Raw genomic sequence first — 22,193 nt, forward strand, 5'->3', positions numbered from 1 at the left:
CAGGTTGACTTCAGCCAGCATCAGAAACCGACCCCAACGCCAACCGCCAGACTGCCACACGTCAGACTGTACGCCAATTCGTCCACAACGCTCCTCGCTCAACCTCACCGAATCCCCTTCAGGTCAGGGGGCGTCGGCAGGTGATTTCGATCAAAAACTGAACTTCCTGACGGAAATGTCAACCTGATCTGTTTTCAATTCTGATAGTGTCATGTAATCAGTTGATCTGTCAACAGATGAGGTGTCACCAGAAAATGGCTGTTCAGTATGATCCATCCATCCTTCGGGACAGCAGTTTTCATGACATGGGGCTGACCTTCCATGTTCTGCGCCTGTCGAGCCTGTGGCGGGCGCAGCTGGACCGTCTCCTGCGGCCCGAAGGCATGACGCTCGCGACCATGCGCCCCATGGCGTATCTGATGGTGATGGGAAACGGGATGAAGCAGAGCGATCTGGCCTCCGTCATGGGTGTGGACAGCTCGGCGCTTGTGCGGGTGCTGGACCATCTGGGTGCAGAGAACCTGATCTCGCGGGAGCCCGATCCGCAGGACAGGCGGTCCAACCTTCTCACCCTTACAGCGGCCGGACGCGAGCGGTGCCGTCAGTTTCACCGCATTGCGGCGGAACTGGAAGCCCGGCTGACCGAAGGGCTTCCCGACGATGCGGCCGAACTGCTCCGCAGCCAGCTCGGCATGATGGAAGGGAGAGTTTCCCTGTCCGGTTTTTCTTCCTCCTGACTTTCCGGATCGGCCATGCGCAATCCTTTTCGCCAGCTTCTTTCTTTCGACCGCAACAGCCTGCGGTGGCGGAATTTCGTCTCCACGGCGGCTTTTACGGCCAGGGTGTTTCTGTCCCTCGGGATTGCGCTCTTCCTCGCCTTCATGATCCAGCTGGAATCGCCGATGAGTACGGTCACGACCGTCCTGATCGTCGCGAACCCAACTGTGGGCGCACTTGTCTCCAAGAGTGTGTGGCGTATGACCGGGACGGTGATCGGCGCGGCCCTGAGTACGGCGGTCATGGCGATGTTCGTACAGTCCGCCGTCCTGTATTTTATGGCGCTGTCGGCCTTTGTGGGGCTGGCCTGCATGACGGCGACGTGCCTGCGCTATTTTCGGGCCTATGCGGCGGTTCTCGCTGGCTACACGATCATCATCGTGGCCGTTCCCGCGTTTGCGCATCCCGAAAATATCTTCATGTCCGCCATGATGCGCGTGTCGGACGTAGCACTTGGGATCGTGGTGACGGCGGCGGTGTTCATGGTGACGTCGCCACGTCGGCGTCAGGGCACGATAGACGCGCTTTCGGGGGCGTTCCGCGAGACGATCCGCCATGCCCTGGTGTTTCATGAAGGACTGATGAACCGCTCCGGGGCGCAGGGTGCTCCGGGCTCGGAACCTGTGGGCACTGAAGGGGCTTTCCGGAGCCTTCCGCAGACAATCTATGACGGGCGGCAGCGACTTCTGGGGCAGCTGGCACGGCTTGGACCTGCCATTGAATACGCTGCAACAGACAACCCCGACATTCATGCCGGCGTGCGGGGATACCGGCTCGCCGTCAGTCGCATGACGGGGCTTGTGGCGTCCTATCATCCGTACTGGCGCAATCTGGGCGTGGCAAATCCGCTCTCGGCGCCCGTTCATCGCGAAATCCGCGATACGCTGAACGAGCTTCTCGCACTGACGGAAACCGCCGGATGGATCGAGCGGCCGCAGGGCGTTTTGGCCTGTCTGGAAGAGTCGCTCGGGCGGCTTGAGGTTCTGGAGGGGGCGGCGACTTCGCCTGCGGTTCAGGCATCTGTCGATAATGTCCGCGATATTCTCCTTCAGCTTCGTGAGACGGTCCTGGACCTGTCCAGCCCGCGCGGCCCGCATGTCCGCGTCCGGGTGCTGCATTATCTGGAATGGATGTCGGCGATCTATAACGGGCTGCGCGGGATGCTGATCGCCTTTCTGGCCTGCATGATCTGGTACATCACCTATTTCCCGACCGGGCCGATGATGATCATGTATGTCGTGGCGGCGTCGAGCCTGCTGTCCACGGCACCTTCTGCGGCACGGGCCAGTCTGCCGATGGCAATCGGGACGGCGCTGTCGGTTCCGGCCTGCTGGCTGTGCCATATCGCCGCAATTCCACGCGTGGATGGTTATCCGATGCTCTGGCTGTCGGTTTGTGCCTGCATGCTGCCGGGCGTGTGGCTCCAGTTTCATCCGCGTTATGGGGTTGGGGCGTTCGGCTATACGGTCTTTCTGGCCATGCAGTTGATGATAACGAACAGCATGGTTCCCGACGATATCACGCTCATCAACACCTGGCTCGCCATCCTGATGGGCTGCGCGCTGCTGGTTCTGGTGTTCCGCGTAATCATGCCGGCCGATCAGCGGCTTTATGCCTCGCGGCTCGTCATTTCCCTTGGCCGCAGCCTCCAGAACCTTTCGGCCCGGCCTGCCGCGAAGGTGCCGTCCTGGATGGTGTGGGAAGGGACGCAGATTCAGAAGGTTTCCATCCTGCTCATGCGGCTGTCTCTGGTAGCGTCTCCGATCGACCGTCAGGGCTATGTCGATGGCGCGTTTGCCGCCCTGTCCCTCGGGCGTCTGCTGATCCGCCTGCGGCAGGCCGTGGAACCGGCGGGGCTGAATGCTCGTGAAAGGGAGGCGCTGGATGTGGCGCTTGCGTCCTTCAGGACCCTGCGACGGGATCCTGTCGGGACGGCTGCGTCTCTCATGTCAGCCGCAGGGTTAATCGGGGCTGGCGAGGCTTCCGGAATGGAAGGGCTGTACCGTGTCCGTCTGGTGTCATGTCTGGAGCAGAGTGCTCATATCATCGACAGTATTCCGGGCTTCTTCCATGCGGATGGCCCGCTGCATCTCTGGTATGACGAGCGGGGGCCTGCGACGCTGGTTGCGGTTAATCCGGTACGGTGAGGATCAGGGCGTTGTCCGCTCGCGGATGACGTCCAGCGAGAGGGACGCGGCTTCGAGAATATGCTGCTTCGTCAGGCGGCCAAGTTCCTCGCCGTCGCGGGCGCGACAGGCCTGAAGGATCTGAAAATGTTCGGCGTCGGTGGCGGCTTTCCGCCCCGGCAGTTCCAGATGGGCGCGGATGTAACGGTCGAGCCGGGAATGCAGGTCATGGATCATGCCGTACAGCCTCGGGCGCTGTGCCGCGGCATAGATGGCACCGTGAAATTCCCAGTTCAGACGGCCGGACTGCTCCATGCCCTGTGCGCCGCCCGTTCCGCTGACAAAGGCCTCATAGGCGTCCTCAATCCGCGCCAGATCGACACGGGTGAGGGATGTCATCGCCAGTCCGGCCGCCATGCTTTCCAGCGAGGCGCGGATGTCCGAATATTCCAGAATGTCTGCCTCGCTCAGCCCGGTGACCACGGCGCCCCGATGGGGCAGGAAGGCGATCAGGCCTTCTGCCTCAAGCTGTTTGAGGGCTTCGCGGACCGGGATGGTGGAGACGCCAAAATTGCGGGCAAGCTCCGACTGTCGCATCGGCTGACCATCGGTCAGGATGCCGTCCGTGATGGCACGGCGCAGGGCGTCCGCGATTTCGAGCGAGGCCGAGCCGCTTTTCGTATCAACAGGTGTAAACTTCGGCTCGGCAGCGCGCATGGGGTCGTCCGTCAGTTGGGGGGCAATCCTCTTAGCATGGCCGGCGCGAACGGCCATGCCGGACAGGACCGTTATCCGATGGTCATCAGGCTGGCATTACCGCCCGCGGCCGTCGTATTCGTGCTGACGACCTTTTCCTGAAGTACCCATTCAGGCCGGATCGGGCTTTTCGCGTCAAGCATGTAGAGCTGCACGATCATGCCCGAACGCGACAGAGCCGCACGGGCCTGTTCCGCCATCTGCTTTTCTTCCGGAGACGCAAGGATCGTCCGGCATCCTGCAACACGCCCGCCCTGCGTGCGGCGGATATGCAGCGCAAGCGCATCGGGAAGGTCGGAAACCCAGTCCGAAGCCACATTCGGCCCCTGAACGAAGGCCGTGTTTCCACCGCTCAGAGCGAGGCCCACGGCGCGGAGCATGGTCTCGCGGTCGCTGGCGATGCACAGGACGGCGCCACGCGGCAGAAGCTGGTACAGGTTGGTTTCGCCGACCGGGCCGGGCAGTTCGCGCGTAGTGCCGCACATGCCATGCTGCATGGCGTCCACGATCGTCTGATAGAGCGGAAAGCTTGTCCGCATCAGCCAGGACAGAAACAGTCGTGCGGGCTCTGGCAGTTCCTGGTTTTCCCAGTCCGTATGGGCCGGGGCGGTGCTCATCAGGCGACGCAGGATCATCGGACCACCAGCTTTCGGACCCGTGCCCGACAGCTTTTCGCCGCCAAAAGGCTGGCTACCCACAACCGCGCCGACCATGTTGCGGTTGACGTAGAGGTTCCCGGCCTCGATGCGGGAGGTGACATGCGCCATGCGGCTTTCGATCCGGGTATGGAGTCCGAATGTCAGGCCATAGCCGGACTGGTTGATCGCGTTGATCAGGGCCTCGAAGCCGCTGGCTTCAAAGCGCAGGACATGCAGGACCGGTCCGAAGACTTCGCCCTGAAGGTCCGCCAGACTGTCGATCTCGATGATCGTCGGGGCGATGAATGTTCCGTTCGATGTCGTGTCCGGAAGGGGAAGGGACCAGACGGCACGGTTCTGCGCACGGGATGCGTCGATATAGGCCTGGATTCCGGATTGGGCTTCGGCGGAAATGACCGGGCCGACATCCGTGTGCAGTTCGGCCGGATTGCCCACGCGCAGTTCTTCGACCGCACCACGGAGCATGGTCAGAACGCGATCGGCACAGTCTTCCTGCACGCACAGGACGCGCAGGGCGGAGCAGCGCTGGCCGGCACTGTCGAAGGCCGAGACCAGAACATCCGCGACCACCTGTTCGGTCAGGGCGGAGCTGTCCACGATCATGGCGTTCTGGCCGCCGGTCTCGGCCACGAACGGAACGGGCTGGCCGTCTGCGCCGGTGCGTCCGGCCAGAGTGCTGGCGATCAGGCCCGCCACGGCGGTGGAGCCGGTGAACATCACGCCGGCAATCCGCGGATCGGCCACGAGGGCCGCGCCGGTCTCGCCAGCACCCGACACCAGCCGGAGAGCGTTTTCCGGAACACCCGCTTCGCGCAGAAGGGCAACGGCGCGCAGGGCAATGAACGGTGTTTCCTCGGCCGGTTTTGCGACGACCGTGTTGCCAGCCGCCAGTGCGACCGAAATCTGTCCCAGGAAAATGGCGAGGGGGAAGTTCCACGGGCTGATACAGGCGACAACGCCGAGCGGCACGCTGCTGCCTGCCTGGGCCGTTTCGCGGGCCTGAACGGCGTAATATCGCAGGAAATCAACGGCCTCGCGAACTTCAGAGAGTGCATTGGCATAGGACTTGCCCGCTTCGCGGACCAGAAGGGCCATCAGTTCGCTCTGATGCTCTTCCAGCAGATCCGCTGCGCGATCGAGCTTTGTGCTTCGTGCGTCGGCGGAAAGAGCCGCCCATGCTGTGCCTTCACTTTCGGCGGCATCAATGGCCTTGCGGACATCCTCTTCGGTTCCGAAACGGACACTGCCGATCCTGTCCGAATGGTTGGACGGATTGCGGATCTCCTGCGTCTCACCCGAGCAGGACAGGTCTTCCAGCGTCTGTTTTTCGGAGGCACAGACGGCTTCGGCCAGGGCCGTGACGGTGTGTTCGTCGGTCAGGTCCAGTCCGCGGGAATTGGTGCGTTCGGGCGCGAACAGGTCTTTGGGCAGGGCGATGGCCGGATGCGAGGCGCCCGGCGGCTGAACGGCTTTTGCGAGCGCGACCGGATCGGCGATCAGGGTCTCGATGGGCAGGCTCTCGTCGCCGATCTGGTTGACGAAGGACGAATTGGCGCCGTTTTCCAGCAGGCGGCGCACCAGATAGGCCAGCAGCGTCTCATGCGAGCCGACCGGGGCATAGACCCGGCACGGGCGGTTGAGCTTCTGCGGGCCGACGACTTCATTGTAGAGCGTCTCGCCCATGCCGTGCAGGCACTGGAACTCGTAATCACCGATCTGGAAGTTCAGGCCAGCCAGCGTGTAGATCGTGGCCAGCGTGCGGGCGTTATGGGTCGCGAACTGCGGAAAGACGACATCACGCGCCGCAAGGAGCTTTTTCGCGCAGGCGATATAGCTGACATCGGTGTAGCATTTGCGCGTATAGACCGGGAAATCCGTCTGGCTTTCAACCTGCGCTTTCTTGATTTCGCTGTCCCAGTAAGCACCCTTCACTAGGCGGATCATGAGGCGGTGTCCGCTGCGGCGGCCGAGGTCGATCAGATAGTCCAGAACCTTCGGCGCGCGGCGGCCATAGGCCTGCACGACGATGCCGATTCCGTTCCAGCCGTCCAGTTCCGGGCAGTGGCACAAATCTTCGATCAGATCGAGTGAGAGGTCCAGACGCTCGCTTTCTTCGGCGTCGATATTGATGCCGATGTCATAGCGGCGGGCCTGGATGACGAGGTCTTTCAGCGTCTGGCCGAGCTCTTTCAGCACGCGCTCGCGCTGGGTGAAGGCATAGCGCGGGTGCAGGGCCGAGAGCTTGATGGAAATTCCGGCCTTCTCATAGACATTCGCGCCGCGTGCGGTCTGGCCGATCACGTCGATTGCTCGCTCGTAGTCGCGGCGGTAGCGCAGGGCGTCGGCTTCCGTCATCGCCGCTTCACCGAGCATGTCGTAGGAGTATTTGAAGCCGCGGTCTTCGGGTTCGGTGCTGACCTTGCGGGCTTCCTCGATGGTTTCGCCAATGACGAACTGCTCGCCCATCATGCGCATGGCGATGTCGAGCGCACGGCGGACGAGCGGCTGCCCGCCACGTCCGACCAGGCGGAACAGCGCGGCGGCGAGGCCTTCATCCGTATCGTTGGTCAGCTTGCCCGTCAGCATCAGGCCCCATGAGGCCGCATTCACGAAAATGGATTTCCTGCCGCCGACATGAGAGAGCCAGTCCCCTGTGCCGATCCGGTCGCGGATCAGGGCGTCGCGGGTCGCGGCATCCGGAATACGCAGGAGGGCTTCGGCCAGACACATCAGGGAGACGCCCTCGGCGGAGGACAGCGAGAATTCCTGCACGAGTGCTTCGACGCCGCCCGGACGACGCTGCGTCCGCAGCGTACGGGTCAGATGGCGGGCGACGTCAAACGTGTTCTGCTGTTCCGTTTCGGTCAGCGTGGCCTGTTCGATCAGGGGAAGGATGCACTCCGCTTCGGGTCTGCGCATGTCTGCGGCGATGGCCTGACGAAGGGAGGAGCGGACAGGATAGGACGACACAAAAGTTGACATGGACTCAGCCTCGGACACGACACTCGGTCTGAGTTCTATAATCGTATACGATCCTAAGTAAAATATATGAAATGAGGGTCAGATCATTTTTATGACGTATCTTTGGATCCGAAACGTTCGTGCCATGTCGGGAATGCGGCGCCACCGGGAAGAGGGGATGCCTCGTACACGCCCCGGGCGATGGCGCGGGCCGTGACCTGCGTGGCGGCATGGAGGATTTCGGTCCATTCCTGACCAAGGGGAGCAGGCTTTTCGCAGGTCGAGACCCCGATCATGGCGTCCCCGTCCAGAGGCAGATGGGCTGGAAACACACCCCGTGCCACGCCGTCCTGCGCCAGAATGGAGAGGCGTTTCGCCTGTGTCTTGGTGAGAGTCGCATCCGTGGCGATAAGGCCGATCGTGGTGCCGGTGACGGAAGCCCATTTGGAACGCAGGCGCAAATCTTCTGCGCTCAGATGCGCGGGCATGCCCAGACCGCCGAATTCGTCACCCTGCTCGAAAGGTGCGCTCCAGAAATGGGGTCCGTCGCCGATCGTGGCGGTTCCGACGGCATTGACGGCGACCAGTGCGGCCACGCGGTGCCCGGCGGGGGTGATTGCGCTCGCCGAACCGAGCCCTCCGCGCAATGTGGCGGTTGTCGCGCCGGTGCCTGCACCAGCCGTGCCCAGTGCGAAAGCGCCGCTTCGGGCGCTGGTCGCGGCCTGATAGCCCAATTCGGCATAAGGCGAATAGCGGTCCCATGTCGTCTGTCCGCCCTGCGGCAGATCGTAAAGACTGGCCTGCACCACGATGGGCACGCGGATGGTGCCCGGCGGCAGAGGCACATTGTCGAACTGCTCGCGCAGCCAGGCCTGAACGCCGGTTGTCGCGTCCAGCCCATAGGTCGAGCCGCCTGACAGGACGACCGCATGGATATGCCCGATCATGTTTTCCGGCTCCAGCAGCGCACTTTCCCGCAGGGCTGGTGCGCCGCCCGGGAAACTGCCGGAAGCGATGACGGGGCGATCGAACAGGACCGCCGTCACCCCTGTGCGCAGGGTCAGGTCCTGACAATGGCCAACGCGGATGCCGGGAATGTCGGTAAGGAGGTTCAGGCTGGTCATGACGCCTCGCGGGTCAGTAGGTGTTTTCGAGAAGCGCCCGTGTCACAGCGTGCGTGGGGGCATTCAGAACTTCGGATGCCGGACCGGATTCGACGATCCGGCCTCGGTCGAGAACGGCGATATGGTGCGACAGGTGCCGGATGACGGCCAGATCGTGACTGACGAAAACATACGACAGTCCATGCCGCTTCTGCATATCCAGCAGCAGGTTCAGCACGATGGCCTGCGTGGAGACATCCAGCGCCGAGACCGCTTCATCGGCGATGATGACGGAAGGCCGGGTGATCAGGGCGCGGGCGATGGCAATCCGCTGCCTCTGGCCGCCGGAAAAGGCTCTGGGATAGCGATCGGCCATATCGGCAGACAGGCCAACTTCTGCGAGCGCCGCCAGAATGCGGGCGTCCCGATTCGGCGCGGGATCGAGCGGTTCGCCCACGATGTCACGGACAGTCTGGCGCGGATCGAGGGCGCCGTATGGGTCCTGAAAGATCATCTGGATCGCGGGTCGGATTCTTTTCCGGATTTGCGCCGGGGCTGTTGCGAGATCCTGACCCTGATACAGAACCTGGCCTTCATCGGGCGCAACAAGGCCGCTGAGGATGCGGCACAGCGTGGATTTTCCGCTTCCGGATGCACCAATGATTCCAAGCGTCTGGCCTGCGGACAGATCGAGGCTGATCTCTTTCAGAATCGGGCTGCTTTTTCGCCGCATGAATGGAAAGGCGCGGCGGTCCGTTCTGCCGTATGTCACAGCCCGCGCCTGCAGGATCGGACTCATGCTGTTGCCCTGAAGACGGGAAGGGGCGTCAGCGGGGTGCGTGCCGCGCCGTGAAGGGACATTGCAAGCAGTGCCTGTGTGTAGGGATGGGCAGGCGCGTCGAATACAGATGTGGTCGGGCCCTGCTCGACGCAGATCCCGTCTTTAAGGACCAGAACCTGATCGGCATGGCGGCGGACCAGCCCGAGGTCATGGGAAATCATCAGGACCGCCATGCCATGCGTCTCGCAACGGCGGGTGACGAGCGCTATCATGGCGGACTGGGTGCGGGCATCAAGGGCTGTGGTGAACTCATCTGCGATCAGGACACTGGGCTGGCAGGCGAGTGCCATGGCCAGCAGCACGCGCTGTCTCTGGCCGCCGGAAAGCTGATGCGGATAGGCCCGCTCGCTGACGCCCGCGTCCAGTAGACCGGTCTGCTCCATCAGGGCATGTGTTTCCGCACGGATTTCGGACTTGGACAGCGGTGTATGAAGGCGGAACGTATCGGCGATCTGCGACCCGATACGTCGGGTCGGGTTGAGCGCCGTCATGGGTTCCTGAAACACCATGCCCAGTTTTCTGCCCCGGATGCGACACCATTCCGGTTCGGACAGCGCCAGAAAATCTGTTCCTTCAAAATCAATCTCTCCGCGCGCCTGAAAACCGGGTGGCAGCAATCCCATCAGGGCGAGGGCGAGCGTCGATTTTCCTGAACCGGACTCTCCTGTGACGGCGAGAATTTTTCCCGGCTCAAGTCTGAAAGATATCGGATGGAGGATCGGACGTACGGCGCTCTGAACATCGAGCGCCCTGACGTGAAGCACGGCGGTCATGGGTTTGGCTCCTGATGCGCAGCGTCCAGACTGTCCCGCAATCCGTCACCGAAAATATTGAAACCCAGAACGAGCAGCATGATCGTCAGTCCCGGTACGGCGACCAGCATTGGATGATCGAAAACGTGGATCTGGTAGGACGCCAGAGCCCGTCCCAGATCAGGGAGCGGCGGGGGAGCTCCAAGACCAAGATAGGATAGTCCGGCATCGGAAAGGAGGGCCAGCGCCAGTGAGGATGTGGCCTGTACCGTAAGCAAAGGCAGGATATTGGGTAGGACGTGCGTGCGCAGGATGGTGAGCGTGCCGCGTCCGGCCAGTCGGGATGCGGCGATATAGTCCTGGATCAGGATGGAGCGCGCGGCCTGTCGGGTGATCCGGATCTGGGCGGGAAGGCCAAACAGGGCGATGGCGAGGATTTCGCCAGATGCGGAGGCTCCGAGGGCTGTAACGAGCAAAGCAGCGATCAGGACGGGTGGAAATGCCAGTCCCAGATCGGCAATCCCCATGATGATGCGGGTCGATCCGGACGGAGATGCTTCGGGATGTCCGGCGGCAATCAGCCCGAGCGCCGTTCCGGCAATCGTCGCAAGGGCAACGCCCAGTGCAGCGATCATCATGCTGTTGAATGCGCCCAGAAGCACATAGACCATGAGATCACGACCGAAAGGGTCTGTGCCCAGCGGATGCGACAGAGACGGTGTTGCATAGCGGTGCATGACGTCAATGCCGGGAGCATGATCGCCATTGAACACTACAATGACAACGGCGGGAAACAGGACGGCGGCAAGCAGAATGCCGCCCGCCCAGAGAGTATAATTCCGCCGTGCCATCATGAGCATTCTTCCCCAAGGCGCGGATCCAGCCAGCGCACAAGGGCTGCCATGAGGACGTTCAGGACCATTATGGCGGTCACGATCATCATGACAAGGTTCTGCACGACGGGAATGTCCCGCTGGTTGACGGCTTCCAGCAGCAGTTTTCCGCAGCCGGGAAGGCTGAAGACACTCTCGACGATGATGCTGCCCGTTACGAGGACTGGCAGCTGGATGCCAGCCAGCGTCAGGACCGGGATCAGTGCGTTGGGCAGGGCGATGCGCCAAAGGGCACTCCGTCTGCTGTAGCCCTGGGCGCGGGCCGTGCGGATGAAATCCTGCGACAGCGTTTCGATCAGGGATGAGCGCATAAAGCGGGCGGTAATGGCCGCCTGCGGGATAGCCAGGGCGATGGCGGGAAGGATCAGCGCTCTGATTGCCGGGAAAAATCCGTTCTCCCATCCCGGAAAACCACTTGCAGGCAACCAATGCAGGGTCAGGGAGAATAGGAACGTCATCATCATCGCCAGCCAGAAATCGGGGATAGATTTGAAAAGCTGCAGCATTCCCATCAGGCCCAGATCAAGCGCTTTTCCCCGGTTTGCGGCTGCGATGACGCCGATGGGGATACCCGCTCCAAGGGAGAGCAGCATGGCAAGGAAGATCAGAGGCAGACTGCTCTGCAGACGCTCGACGATCAGGCTGCTAACCGGAACATCATAGATATAGCTCCGGCCCAGATCTCCATGCAGAAATCCGCTGATCCAGTGCGCATATCGTGCGGGCAGGGGCGTATCCAGCCCCAGTTGATGATGCAGCGCCAGAAGGCTCTCCGGGCTCGCATCCAGCCCGAGCATGACAGTCGCCGGATCGCCGGGCAGCAGGTTCATGGCGGCAAAGATGATGAGGCTTCCGACAAACAGCAGCACCACGCGCCCGGAGACCATGCGCAGGATTGTGACTCCGATCATGGTGCCCAAAACACGTCAGCAACCGGGAAGCCGGCAATGGGCTGGCTGGCCCATATCCCCCTGATGCGTCTATCCATCACGCTCTGGCGAGGGATCGAGAACAGGAAGACATTCGGCTTATCCGTGGCGAGCTGTTTCTGCATCTGTACGGAGAGCTGATGACGCCGCGCCGTGTCTGCGGTGTCTTCATACTGCTCCAGCAGATCGTGAAAAACCGGGTTGTGATAATGGAAATAAACGGGTGTGCGGTCATAGATGTTGATGTCATGCGGTTCGGTATGGGCAATGACGGTCATGTCGAACTGGCCCTGTCCGTAAACCCGGCCCAGCCAGGCCGGCCATTCTACGGGCTGGAGCGTCACGGTCAGCCCGACCTGTTCCAGATAGGCGGCAATGAGTTCGCTGCTGTCACGGGCATAGCCGATTGGCGGGAAGGTCAGGGTCAGATGCGTGCCAGGACTGACACCCGCCTCTTTCAGGAGCGCGCGGGCATGTTCCGGATCATACGGATAACGGTCGGGCAAGGAGACGTAATCCGGATCGTCCGGGGCCATATGCGATTGGAGAACGGTTGCGTCGCCCTCTGCCACGGCCTGGATCAGGGCCTTGCGGTCGATGGCCTGTGCAATGGCCTGCCGGACACGCGGATCATTGAATGGGCGGCGGGCATTGTTGAGGGCCAGAATCGCCTTGAAGGGAAAGCTTCCCCTGACGACCTCAAGCCTTCTGTTTCCGGAAAAGCGGCTCAGAAGTTCGCGGGACGGGAAGGATGGATAGACGTCGAGTTCTCCGGCCAGAAGCGCGTTGCTGGCCGAAAGCGGGTCGGGCATGAAGCGGAAGGTGACGGAAGTCAGCGCCGGTTTGCTACCCCAGTAATCCGGGTTGCGACGCAGGGTCAGGTGATCTCCCCGACGCCATTCGCCAAAAACGAATGGTCCGGTCCCGACCGGGTGGCTGATGTTCTGATCCACGGATGCCGGTGAGAGAATGGCCGCGTCGTTCCAGGCCAGCTGATAGAGGAAGCTGCCATAGGGATGCTGGAGCCTGATCCGGACGTGCAGGCTGTCCGGGCAGGATATATCGGCAATCCGGCTGAAAACGGCGGCGTGGGGATTGATGCTTCCCGAGGCGCCTGCACGGAGTAGGGAAAACTTCACGCTCTCGCAGGTCAACACTGTCCCGTCGTGAAAATGGACGCCCTCATGCAACGTGAAATCGTAAGTCAGGCCGTCCGGAGACAGGCTCCAGTCCCGTGCCAGAAGTGGTTTAAGTGCGCCATGTTCATCCAGCCGCATCAGGCCTTCATAGATATTGCCATACGTCACCATCCCGATGGCTTCACTGGAGCCGCGTGTCGGGTCCAGTCCGGGCGGTTCGATCGCCAGACCAACCGACAGCGTATCGCGTGCGCCTTCGGCCCGGGCTGAAGCCGGGCAAAGCAATGCCGAACAGCCGGCTGTGAGAACGGCCATGAAGATGGGCAGGTTTTTCATCAGGCGCTCCGCGAACATGCAGCCTCAGGGCGCAGGATCACGGAAAATAGGGCGTTCACTGCCTCGGAGGAAGGGTCTGTCGTTCAGGGACGCGGAGGCGTGCTGGCAATCCGCGCTGCAAGCTGTTCGACAAGGGCACGCGTCAGGGTGACCTTGCCGGCATCCGTCGCAATGCTGCCCTGTGCCGTGAAAGAGCCCCGGCTGCGCAGGACAGGCTGATGTTCATCGGAAGGGATCATCGCCCAATCAGCTTCCAGCGCGCCCTGACCGCTGCTGTCGAGATCCAGCCGGCTGATATTGACTGCAAGGCGCAGGGCTGGCGTCTCGGCAAGCGGTTGTGTGGTCACGATATAGCTGGACCAGTCTCGCCCCAGATGGGCTGCCAGAAGGTCCGTCACGCCCTGCGACAACCTGCTTCCCCAGCGCCCGTTGGGACTGCGGTTAAGCTGGTCGCCATGACGGGTCAGGATGTCCTGATTGTCCAGATAATCCGGCAGTGTCACATGCGACACGTCCAGGACCGGAGCCGTGGCCGGAAGCGCAGCATTCATCTGTGCAATGGCCGGTGCCCCAAGCGTATAGAACTGCATGGGCGGCGCAGCGCAGCCTGACAGGGCGGCAAGGGCCAGCAGAGCGAAAGGAGCTGCGGATCGTGTCATGAACCGTGTCACGGGGCGGATCTCCGGAAAAATCTGGGGGAGGCGGAACTGTCGGTTCATGGACGCCGTCCCGTCAGCAGGAGCTGTGGATTGCGCTCGACATCTGTTGCAAATCCGCGCAGGGCAGAGGCGGCCGCGGCAATGTCCCGCAGGCTTGCTTCAAGATTGGCGCGGTCGGTAGAGCGCGGAGAGGTCATGTTCTCAAGATTGGCAAGGCTTTTCGTGGCCTGCTGAACGGCAGCGTTGCTGTTCAGCAGAACAGCGTGCAGCTCGCGGCCGCGCGCATCAAGCTGGTTCGTCCCGGTGCTGGCCAGCCGGTCCACACTGACGAGCGTGCGGGTCAGCGTAGGCTCCAGATCCGTCACCATCTTGCGGGCGGCATCGACCATATCGCGGCTGTGATCCGAGGTTTCGTGAATGCTCTGCACCAGTGCCGGCAGATCCCGGTCGAGCTGGTCCGACAGCCGGCGCACAGAGGCCAGGGTGGCATCTGCGTTTTCGCCAATCTGCTTCAGGGGCAGGTCCTGAAGGCTCTTGGTCATGGCCTCGATCGTGGACTGCTTGGTCGGGATTTCCGTGATGTGGGCAATTTCGGGATGCAGAACCGCAGGAGTATTGGGGGCAAAATCCAGATCGATTTCGGATGTACCGGTGACGAAGCTCTTGAGGTTCATTTCACCGCGCAGACCCTGCTGGACAAGATCTTCCATGCTCGGGCGATGATGAAGGCTGCTGTTTGTCAGGACGATGTTATCCGGACGCATCGTGACGAAAACCGGAATATAGGCGTCTTTCGTCGTTGGATTGTACTCGATGACGACGCGGTCCACGGCGCCGACCTGAACGCCCCGGAATGTAACCGGTGATCCCACGGCCAGTCCGGACGAGGCGCCATGGAACACCAGAACGGCTTTTTCCGTCCGGGAAAAGGGGTGGAAATTGCCGAACAGGACGAATGCCGCGACAATCAGGCCCGTCCCCCCAAGGACGAAAGCGCCGACAAGAGCCTGCCTGTTCATCACGTGTTTCCTTCTTCGTCGCGTTCACGGTGCATGAAGGCATGCACCTGTGGATCGGTACAGTGATCGCGCAGATCACGGGGCGAGCCGTGGGCGATCGGGGTTTTTGTCTTGGCGTCCAGAAAGATGCCGTCATCCGCGATGTGGAACAGGCTCGACAGCTCGTGGCTTACGATGATGATCGTCGCGCCAAGCCCGTCCCGCAGGTTCAGGATCAGGTCATCAAGCCGGGCGGAGGTGATCGGATCGAGGCCGGCGGAGGGTTCGTCGAAAAACAGAATGTCCGGATCAAGCGCAAGCGCGCGCGCCAGACCGGCACGTTTGCGCATCCCACCACTGATTTCCGACGGGTAGAGATCAATCGCCTGCAACATGCCGACAAAACCCAGTTTCAGCTCCACGAGCCTGCGGATGACATCGGGTTTGAGGTCCGTGAACATCTGCAGGGGCAGGGCGATGTTCTCGCCGATCGTCATGGAACTCCACAGCGCGCCACTCTGGAACAGCACGCCGAAGCGATGGTTCAGATCCGTGCGGTGCGCTTCGTTTCCGGCCCAGTAGTTCTCGTCACCGACATGATATTCGCCCGCCGAGGGGCGCAGCAGGCCGATCATGCTCTTGAGGAGCGTGCTCTTGCCGCAGCCCGACCCGCCCATGACGGCAAAGATGCTGCCCTTATGGACGTCGAGCGAGATGTTCTTCTGGATGACCTTCGGGCCAAAGGAGAGCGTGATGTCGCGAAGGGAAAGGACGGTCTGGTCAGGCATGTCTGTCAGATCCCCAGCACATCGGCGATGACGGCGAAGATGGCATCAATCGCAATGACGCCCACGATGCCGACGACAACGGCCCGTGTTGCGGCGATGCCGACATCCGCGGCCGAGCGTCCGGCCTTGAGACCGATCCGGCAGCTTGTCAGCCCGATGAAGGCGCCGAAAACGAGACTTTTGGTAAATCCGAAAATGAACTGGCCGATCCCGAAGGCGGTCACGGTCTGATGGAAATACCCTGCCGGTGTGATGTCGAGCATGGAGATGGCCACGACGAACCCGCCCAGCATGCCGATGAGACATCCATAGAGGTACAGGAAGGGCATCGTAATGATGAGCGAGAGGACCGCCGGCAGGATCAAGTAAGTCGAGGTCGGGATGCCGAAAACGTTCAGGGCATCGATTTCCTCATTGCCCTGCATGGTGGAAATCCGTGCGGCATAGGCGCCGCCCGTTCGTCCGGCCATGATGATGGCGGTCATGACGGCGGCCATCTCGCGCACCATCGCAATCCCCACAAGGCTTGCGACGTAGATGCCGGCGGCAAACTTCTGGAGTTCGACGGCGCCGACGAATGCCAGAATGGCACCGATCAGAAAATTGACGACGCCCACAATGAGCAGGGCGTAAGGGCCCGCATCGGCGGTATTGGTCAGAAGGTCAATCAGGCGCATCCGGCTGCGGCCGAGAATGGTCTGGACCGCGCCTTTTACTGTCAGGGCACCGAGCTCGGACACCACGCCGACTTCGGTCACGGATGCGATGGTGTGGCTCCCGATGGTCTCCAGAAACGGTTGGCGGAGTTTCTTGTGGTGGACAGGTTCGTCAGGTGCCTCGGGCAGAAGCTCCAGAAGCTGCCGCATCGGGCCCGGGAGCGTCTGTATGTCCAGACTGATGCCGGCATCATGGGCGACGCGCTTGAGATCCCACAGAAAAGCGATCAGCCCGGTGTCCCAGCCCTGAACGTCAGATGTCTGAAAAGAGAGATGGGCGCCCGGGGCCTTTTTCAGCCCGTCTTTCGGAAAGACCGGAATATTGCCGGTCCGGGCCTGCCATGTTCCACTCAGGACCATGACGGGCGCGTTCTGCTCACCCTGCAGATGCCATTGGGGCGTCCGGTCGTTTCCTGACTGCGTGGCTGGTGATCCCGTCTCGGTCCTGTCTGTCATGAACTCTGCATTTCGGGTCCTGACATTTCCTGATGCTGCAAAAGAGCGGAAAGACTGGCAGGACGTGACACCTGAAAACAACTGGCTGGGGGTTAAGGACGGGTTCGGATGGGACCCATCGGACCACCCTGAAACGGCACCTTATCGGCTGGGGGCAAAAGATCAATGCTTATGAGTGTCCGGACAACCGGTGCATCATAATCGCGCTTGCGTTCTTTTCCCGAAGTGATGACTGCATGTCACCCGCCCGTTTCTGATATGATCCCGGTGTTACGATTTGGAACCAGAAAACCTGTATGACCAGCCAGTTCTCCCTGATCGTCCCTTTCTATAACGAAGAAGCTGCCATCAGCCATTTCGTGGGCAGTATTCTGCCATTCCTTGAGGGAATTCCCGATGCGGGCTGGGAAATCATCTGTGTGGATGACGGCAGCAGCGACGGGACCCTGCGTGAACTGATTGCACTTTCAAAAACCGACAGACGTTTCAGGGTACTGGAACTGTCGCGCAATTTCGGCAAGGAAGCGGCGCTGACCGCGGGCCTCGATGCTGCGACCGGAAATGCAGTCATCATCATCGACGCCGATTTGCAGGACCCGCCCGAAATCATCCCCCAGATGGTACAACTCTGGCGCGATGGTGCAGAGGTCGTGCTGGGAAAACGGATCGACCGGGCCACTGACAGTATGCTCAAGCGCAAGACGGCATCATGGTTCTATTCGCTGCATAACTGGCTTGCCCATATTCAGATACCCGAAAATGTCGGAGATTTCCGGCTGATGGACCGATGCGTCGTGGAGGCTCTCAAAAGATTGCCTGAGCGTCAGCGCTTCATGAAGGGGCTGTTTGCATGGGTGGGGTTCCGGACAGTCACCATCGACTATGTCCGGGCTCCGAGAGCGGCGGGGATGACAAAGTTCTCGGGCTATTCCCTGTGGAACTTCGCGCTTGAGGGCTTCACCAGCTTTTCGTCCGTGCCCATTCGGCTCTGGACCTATCTCGGAACGATCGGTGCGCTGATCGCCATTCTCTATGCAGTTTTCATTGTGTTCCGGACGATTGTCTGGGGCAATCCCGTGCCGGGTTATTCATCCCTGTTTGTTGCAATCATCTTTTTCAGCAGCGTGCAGATCATCAGTATTGGCATGCTGGGCGAATATATCGGCCGGATCTATATGGAGACGAAACAGAGACCGATTTATGTGCTGCGCCGGACGTACTGAAAAAACAACAGTCTCAGGATTACATGAAACGCAATTTCAGTTCAGCTTGTGGACCCTGAACTGAAGAAGCCCAATCCCCAGAAGGCGCGGATCCTGCCCGATATGAACCGGATTGCCGATCTGCAATTGCAGGTCAGCAGCGTGAGTTTCAGGGGATACCGTAAGGCTGGCTTCGTACTCTGCATCACCGGGCTGGACATTCCATTCGGTGATCTGCGTTCCATTCTGGAAAACGCCGACCCGCTGGGGCACGCCGGGTGTTGAGCGCAACTTCAGGACAAGCTTCGCCGTGTGAATATCCGTTGGCAGATGGAGATAAAGTGCGGGGGCGGGGGTCTCACTCCACACCCCCCAGCTTTCCGGCGTGGACCATCCGCTTTTCAGGATTTCTTCGTTTATCACCTGTGCCCCTGACGTCATGACATCCCGATCAACGGGGACGATGGCAGGTTCCATCAAAGGCGATAGGACCGAAGGAAGCGGAGTGTCGGGCGAGACGCAAAATGTGACGCTGTCGCTGACACCACACTGCACATGTTGCAGACGTGTCCAGCGTAGTGCCTGAACCCGCTGCGACATCCCGATCAGGATGACAAGGGTCTGCTGATCCAGTGGATGAGGATGCTCTGCCCCGGGATGGCAGGCCGTTTCGGGCGTGGTCCTTGCCGTATACATCGTATTGGTCAATGCATTCTGTCGCGCCGCAGCGTAAAGGAAACGCATGACCTGAGGAGCGTCCGAAGCGTCGCATTCCAGCCGCGGATAGATTTCGATGCTGTCAAAAGGTCGCATCAGCGAAAAAAGCTGATCATCTTCGCGGGTCGCAAGCGCAAGGAATGCCAGTTCTTTCCGGTGATCACCGACGCGGACGCCATGTGTATCCTGCCACTGAAGTGCAATTCCTGCGAGCAGAACGAGAGGCCAGGCTCGTGGCCAGGCGCGGCACAGACCATAGACGGATCCGAGCATGATCAGATACGCAACCGGCCAGAACATCCGGCCTGAAGAGCGCATCTGTTCTGCTCCGGGGACTTTGAAATGCGTCAGCAGAACCGGGACATGAAAGAGATAGACCCGGTTTGACACGGCAATAACAGTCAGTGCCAGACAGGCCAGAAGAAGACCGGCATGCTGCCCTGGAAGCTTAGTAAGGAGCGCAATTCCCCTGCGGCTGGGCAGAACCATCGCAAGCAGCAGCAGGACACCGGCGCCAAGATACTGGTATCCTTCATATTGCCCCCCGGTCGCCTCCACCCATGTCTGTGGAAGGGAAGGAAAAAGGCTGGAATGGACCGGCCAGAAGGGGGAGGCGAGGTTCATGGAATAGAACCCGTACCCGCCATCGCTTGCCCCGCCCCAGTAACCAAGAACAGAGCCGAGAATGATGATGCCTGATCCGGAAGCAATGGTAGCGATCAGGGCCGGTGCGCTGGTCTTCCAGTTTCTGTTCCGTAAGAAGAGTGTCAGGGGAACGGCCCCGAGAATGGCGCCTGTCATGACCATGAGATAGGGATGCACCAGCAGGGTGAGGACTGTCAGAACAGCCAGTATCCGCACCGCCCTGGGGCCCGCACCGGGTCGTGTCGCCCTGAAATAAAGCCCGATAGCCAGAAGCAGGATCCAGTGCCCACACAGCGCCGCATGACCCAGTCTGACGAGGAAGGTCGGAAAGCACGCGCTGAAAACGGCCACTGCAAGTGCGGGAAGCAGTCGTTTTTCACCCAGCGATCGTAAGGCAAACACAGCGCAGACGGGTTGAAGCGTCCAGCAAAGCGCAAGATAGAGCGTCACGCCCTGCAGCATGTCCGGGAAAAGCGGATGGACAAGCTTCAGAAGCAGGGCTTCCAGCGGGATACTGTCCGTCATGGCAATGTTGGTGCCGGCCGGCGCATCAAGTCGCCAGGCCATCAGGAGCGGCCAGTGCCATCCCTGTTGCAGATAATAGATCTGGCCAATGATATGCTGGAAGAAATCGTCACGGCCATCCTGGAGAGCGGCAGGAATACGACCCTGGATCAGTGACAGCGGAAAGCATTCCAGAGCCTGGAACAGACCAAAGATCAGTGAAAGGGCATAGGCCGGAAACCTGTTTGTGAATGGTCCCGGGATCAGACGCTTTTCAGGCAAATGACAGCACTCTCACTGAAGACCTACCGGTATGGGGAAGGGGTGTTCATACAGGAGAAATTTGCCAGAAACCATGACCAGTGGATCGGGAGGGCAATCTGTTGCGCGCCCGAAAAAAACAGTTAGTCTTCTGAAAAAGAGTATCAGGGTCAGGATGAAGTAGTGACTGTGTCGAACATGCCTCCGATGAAGCAACATTCTTTTGTGCAGAGACGCCGTTTTCTGCTTGGAGGCGCGGCCCTGTGCGTCACGCAGGTCGCCGCCTGTGCCCGATCAGAAGGGCGGTTCGACGAAGTTGATGGTCTGGTTCGTAATACCATCCGGAAAGGGGAAGCGCCGGGCGCTGTTGTCGCCATCGGCCACGACCAGCAGATCATGCACCGGTTCGTTTACGGAAAGCGGGCCCTGGTTCCGGCGCCCGAACCGCTGACATGGGACACCCGTTTCGACATGGCCTCCCTGACCAAGCCTACCATGACGGCGCTGGCGGTCATGCAACTGGTCGAGCAACAGAAACTACGGGTCGATGACCAGGTCAGCCAGTATTTTCCGGAGTTTGCCTGCAACGGGAAGGAGGACATTTCGGTCCGTCTGCTTCTGACCCATTATTCCGGGCTGCCGCCAGACGTCCCTCTGACCGATCCCTGGACCGGCAAGGCCGAGGGCGTGAAGCGCGCCATGACGTCTCCGCTGATCAATCCGCCGGGCGCGAAATTCGTCTATAGTGACATCAATTACATCATGCTGGGTCTGCTGGTCGAGAAACTGGGAGGCCTGCCGCTCGACCAGTATGCCCGGATCAATATTCTTGAGCCACTGGGCATGACGGAATCCGGCTATCTTCCGGCGGCCAGCCTGCGTCCCCTTATTGCCCCGACACAGTATGACGAGCAGGGAAACATGTTGCGGGGCGTTGTTCATGATCCGACGGCGCGCAGAATGGGCGGGGTGGCTGGTCATGCCGGGCTGTTCTCGGATGCGCGGGACATGACGCTTTATGCGCAAGCTCTTCTGGACCGTCTGAAGGGACGTCCAAGCCGCTTTCCGCTGCGACAGGACACATTGGTGCTCATGACCACGCCGCAGCAGCCGGCAGGAAAAACGGAACTCCGCGGATTTGGCTGGGATATTGACACCCATTACTCGTCCCCGAGAGGCAATGTTTTTTCCCGCCGGTCCTTTGGCCATACGGGCTTTACCGGAACCTCACTGTGGATTGACCCGGAGAGTGACAGCTATGTGCTGATCCTGACCAACCGGGTTCACCCTTCGGGGGGACACAGCGTCGTGCAGCTCAGGCACGATATTGCTACGGCCGCAGGAAAGGCGCTGGGCCTCTCAGCACCCGTCTAGACTTTATGATGAAGGCCGACAAAAGGATGAACGGGCTCCTTCGGGCATGATCCAGCAAAAGTGCCGATCAGCTTGCGTACGTGCTGTGCCAGTGTATCACGGCTGGCCATGATGCGCGTCCCTTCGGCCAGACGGACAGTATCGCTCTGGGCGAGAAGATCCCCGGCATATCCGACTTCCCGGGCCATTTCCGCATCAGGCAGCGCAGACAGCGGTGCAAACTGGATCGGCAGATCCAGTGTCTGGGCTTTCGTCCGGCTTGCATCCGCCTGAAGGCCGAAGACGGGCATCGCGCCTGAACTGCTGACGGAAAAGCTGCCGGAAGATGTGAAGCTTCCGGACAGTGACAGCGTGACCGGACCCGAAATCATGGCGACGACCGGATCCGATAAATGCTGACTGCATTGCAGGGCATGGACGTTCGTGTCGAACAGGCTGATCTGTTCCGGCGTCCAATCCTGGATATGGGACGTGCTGACAACACCCGTCTTCGTCAGATCAGCCTGAATTCCCGAAATGGCTTCACTGATCGTGACAGGGGACGGGGAGCCAGCGGAGCATGCACTGAGAAGAAAGAGCGCCAGCACAGAGGCTCCAGAAC

At 60.7% G+C, this 22,193-nt stretch carries 18 protein-coding genes; 4 read left to right on the forward strand and 14 right to left on the reverse strand.

Translation table 11 applies throughout. The features are described from left to right. Positions 1-254: 254 nt before the first annotated feature. The gene (locus HKD24_RS11695; RefSeq protein WP_194260440.1) at positions 255-737 is read left to right on the forward strand and encodes a MarR family winged helix-turn-helix transcriptional regulator; all 483 of its coding nucleotides are present in this window, start codon (positions 255-257) and stop codon (positions 735-737) included. A 15-nt stretch (positions 738-752) separates the two neighbouring features. Next, on the forward strand, positions 753-2,924 hold the full coding sequence (locus tag HKD24_RS11700) for an FUSC family protein (protein ID WP_194260441.1): 2,172 nt from the start codon (positions 753-755) through the stop codon (positions 2,922-2,924). 3 nt (positions 2,925-2,927) lie between these two features. Here the strand turns inward: HKD24_RS11700 and HKD24_RS11705 are convergent, their stop codons facing one another. From HKD24_RS11705 to HKD24_RS11760, 12 genes are all read right to left on the reverse strand, one after another. Next, on the reverse strand, positions 2,928-3,620 hold the full coding sequence (locus tag HKD24_RS11705) for a GntR family transcriptional regulator (RefSeq protein ID WP_194260481.1): 693 nt from the start codon (positions 3,618-3,620) through the stop codon (positions 2,928-2,930). 71 nt (positions 3,621-3,691) lie between these two features. After that, positions 3,692-7,300, reverse strand: a complete 3,609-nt coding sequence (gene putA / locus HKD24_RS11710; protein WP_194260442.1) for a bifunctional proline dehydrogenase/L-glutamate gamma-semialdehyde dehydrogenase PutA — start codon at positions 7,298-7,300, stop codon at positions 3,692-3,694. A gap of 89 nt (positions 7,301-7,389) precedes the next feature. Beyond that, a complete protein-coding gene (locus HKD24_RS11715) occupies positions 7,390-8,403 on the reverse strand; it encodes a P1 family peptidase (protein WP_194260443.1) in 1,014 nt (337 codons plus the stop codon). A gap of 13 nt (positions 8,404-8,416) precedes the next feature. Next, complete coding sequence (locus HKD24_RS11720) at positions 8,417-9,181, reverse strand: ABC transporter ATP-binding protein (RefSeq protein WP_194260444.1); 765 nt, start codon at positions 9,179-9,181, stop codon at positions 8,417-8,419. After that, positions 9,178-9,996, reverse strand: a complete 819-nt coding sequence (locus HKD24_RS11725; protein WP_194260445.1) for an ATP-binding cassette domain-containing protein — start codon at positions 9,994-9,996, stop codon at positions 9,178-9,180. The genes HKD24_RS11720 and HKD24_RS11725 overlap by 4 nt, the downstream gene beginning before the upstream one ends. Then, positions 9,993-10,829 carry an ABC transporter permease gene (locus tag HKD24_RS11730; RefSeq protein ID WP_194260446.1) on the reverse strand — a complete coding sequence of 279 codons (837 nt, stop codon included), beginning with the start codon at positions 10,827-10,829 and terminating at the stop codon, positions 9,993-9,995. Before HKD24_RS11730 ends, HKD24_RS11725 begins: the two co-directional genes overlap by 4 nt. After that, complete coding sequence (locus tag HKD24_RS11735; RefSeq protein WP_228124364.1) at positions 10,826-11,779, reverse strand: ABC transporter permease; 954 nt, start codon at positions 11,777-11,779, stop codon at positions 10,826-10,828. The genes HKD24_RS11730 and HKD24_RS11735 overlap by 4 nt, the downstream gene beginning before the upstream one ends. Beyond that, a complete protein-coding gene (locus HKD24_RS11740; RefSeq protein ID WP_194260447.1) occupies positions 11,776-13,272 on the reverse strand; it encodes an ABC transporter substrate-binding protein in 1,497 nt (498 codons plus the stop codon). The genes HKD24_RS11735 and HKD24_RS11740 overlap by 4 nt, the downstream gene beginning before the upstream one ends. An 83-nt stretch (positions 13,273-13,355) precedes the next feature. Further along, positions 13,356-13,931, reverse strand: a complete 576-nt coding sequence (locus HKD24_RS11745) for a PqiC family protein (RefSeq protein ID WP_194260448.1) — start codon at positions 13,929-13,931, stop codon at positions 13,356-13,358. Between the two features lie 56 nt (positions 13,932-13,987). After that, positions 13,988-14,950, reverse strand: a complete 963-nt coding sequence (locus HKD24_RS11750) for an MlaD family protein (protein WP_194260449.1) — start codon at positions 14,948-14,950, stop codon at positions 13,988-13,990. After that, entirely contained in the window at positions 14,950-15,717 is a 768-nt protein-coding gene (locus tag HKD24_RS11755; protein ID WP_194260450.1) for an ABC transporter ATP-binding protein, read from the reverse strand. Before HKD24_RS11755 ends, HKD24_RS11750 begins: the two co-directional genes overlap by 1 nt. Positions 15,718-15,722: 5 nt before the next feature. Continuing rightward, complete coding sequence (locus HKD24_RS11760; protein ID WP_194260451.1) at positions 15,723-16,889, reverse strand: MlaE family ABC transporter permease; 1,167 nt, start codon at positions 16,887-16,889, stop codon at positions 15,723-15,725. Between the two features lie 296 nt (positions 16,890-17,185). On the opposite strand from HKD24_RS11760, the gene HKD24_RS11765 reads away from it, so the two are divergent. Then, positions 17,186-18,112 carry a glycosyltransferase family 2 protein gene (locus tag HKD24_RS11765; protein ID WP_194260452.1) on the forward strand — a complete coding sequence of 309 codons (927 nt, stop codon included), beginning with the start codon at positions 17,186-17,188 and terminating at the stop codon, positions 18,110-18,112. A gap of 36 nt (positions 18,113-18,148) precedes the next feature. Here the strand turns inward: HKD24_RS11765 and HKD24_RS11770 are convergent, their stop codons facing one another. After that, entirely contained in the window at positions 18,149-20,239 is a 2,091-nt protein-coding gene (locus HKD24_RS11770; protein ID WP_194260453.1) for a DUF6311 domain-containing protein, read from the reverse strand. A gap of 186 nt (positions 20,240-20,425) precedes the next feature. Here HKD24_RS11770 and HKD24_RS11775 point away from each other — a divergent pair, with 186 nt between their 5' ends. After that, entirely contained in the window at positions 20,426-21,592 is a 1,167-nt protein-coding gene (locus HKD24_RS11775) for a serine hydrolase domain-containing protein (RefSeq protein WP_194260454.1), read from the forward strand. Here HKD24_RS11775 and HKD24_RS11780 read toward each other — a convergent pair. Beyond that, the gene (locus HKD24_RS11780) at positions 21,589-22,179 is read right to left on the reverse strand and encodes a hypothetical protein (RefSeq protein WP_322783313.1); all 591 of its coding nucleotides are present in this window, start codon (positions 22,177-22,179) and stop codon (positions 21,589-21,591) included. The two genes, HKD24_RS11775 and HKD24_RS11780, sit on opposite strands and share 4 nt — an antisense overlap. Positions 22,180-22,193: the final 14 nt, after the last annotated feature.

This window comes from Gluconobacter vitians (assembly GCF_015244565.1).
GTDB lineage: Bacteria > Pseudomonadota > Alphaproteobacteria > Acetobacterales > Acetobacteraceae > Gluconobacter > Gluconobacter vitians.

What these genes read in the sequence shown, in the direction of transcription:
- HKD24_RS11695 (WP_194260440.1), top strand. Translation starts at nt 255, where the DNA reads ATGGCTGTTCAGTATGATCCATCCATCCTTCGGGACAGCAGTTTTCAT.
- HKD24_RS11700 (WP_194260441.1), top strand. Translation starts at nt 753, where the DNA reads ATGCGCAATCCTTTTCGCCAGCTTCTTTCTTTCGACCGCAACAGCCTG.
- HKD24_RS11705 (WP_194260481.1), bottom strand. Translation starts at nt 3,620, where the DNA reads ATGCGCGCTGCCGAGCCGAAGTTTACACCTGTTGATACGAAAAGCGGC.
- putA (WP_194260442.1), bottom strand. Translation starts at nt 7,300, where the DNA reads ATGTCAACTTTTGTGTCGTCCTATCCTGTCCGCTCCTCCCTTCGTCAG.
- HKD24_RS11715 (WP_194260443.1), bottom strand. Translation starts at nt 8,403, where the DNA reads ATGACCAGCCTGAACCTCCTTACCGACATTCCCGGCATCCGCGTTGGC.
- HKD24_RS11720 (WP_194260444.1), bottom strand. Translation starts at nt 9,181, where the DNA reads ATGAGTCCGATCCTGCAGGCGCGGGCTGTGACATACGGCAGAACGGAC.
- HKD24_RS11725 (WP_194260445.1), bottom strand. Translation starts at nt 9,996, where the DNA reads ATGACCGCCGTGCTTCACGTCAGGGCGCTCGATGTTCAGAGCGCCGTA.
- HKD24_RS11730 (WP_194260446.1), bottom strand. Translation starts at nt 10,829, where the DNA reads ATGATGGCACGGCGGAATTATACTCTCTGGGCGGGCGGCATTCTGCTT.
- HKD24_RS11735 (WP_228124364.1), bottom strand. Translation starts at nt 11,779, where the DNA reads ATGATCGGAGTCACAATCCTGCGCATGGTCTCCGGGCGCGTGGTGCTG.
- HKD24_RS11740 (WP_194260447.1), bottom strand. Translation starts at nt 13,272, where the DNA reads ATGAAAAACCTGCCCATCTTCATGGCCGTTCTCACAGCCGGCTGTTCG.
- HKD24_RS11745 (WP_194260448.1), bottom strand. Translation starts at nt 13,931, where the DNA reads ATGACACGATCCGCAGCTCCTTTCGCTCTGCTGGCCCTTGCCGCCCTG.
- HKD24_RS11750 (WP_194260449.1), bottom strand. Translation starts at nt 14,950, where the DNA reads ATGAACAGGCAGGCTCTTGTCGGCGCTTTCGTCCTTGGGGGGACGGGC.
- HKD24_RS11755 (WP_194260450.1), bottom strand. Translation starts at nt 15,717, where the DNA reads ATGCCTGACCAGACCGTCCTTTCCCTTCGCGACATCACGCTCTCCTTT.
- HKD24_RS11760 (WP_194260451.1), bottom strand. Translation starts at nt 16,889, where the DNA reads ATGACAGACAGGACCGAGACGGGATCACCAGCCACGCAGTCAGGAAAC.
- HKD24_RS11765 (WP_194260452.1), top strand. Translation starts at nt 17,186, where the DNA reads ATGACCAGCCAGTTCTCCCTGATCGTCCCTTTCTATAACGAAGAAGCT.
- HKD24_RS11775 (WP_194260454.1), top strand. Translation starts at nt 20,426, where the DNA reads ATGAAGCAACATTCTTTTGTGCAGAGACGCCGTTTTCTGCTTGGAGGC.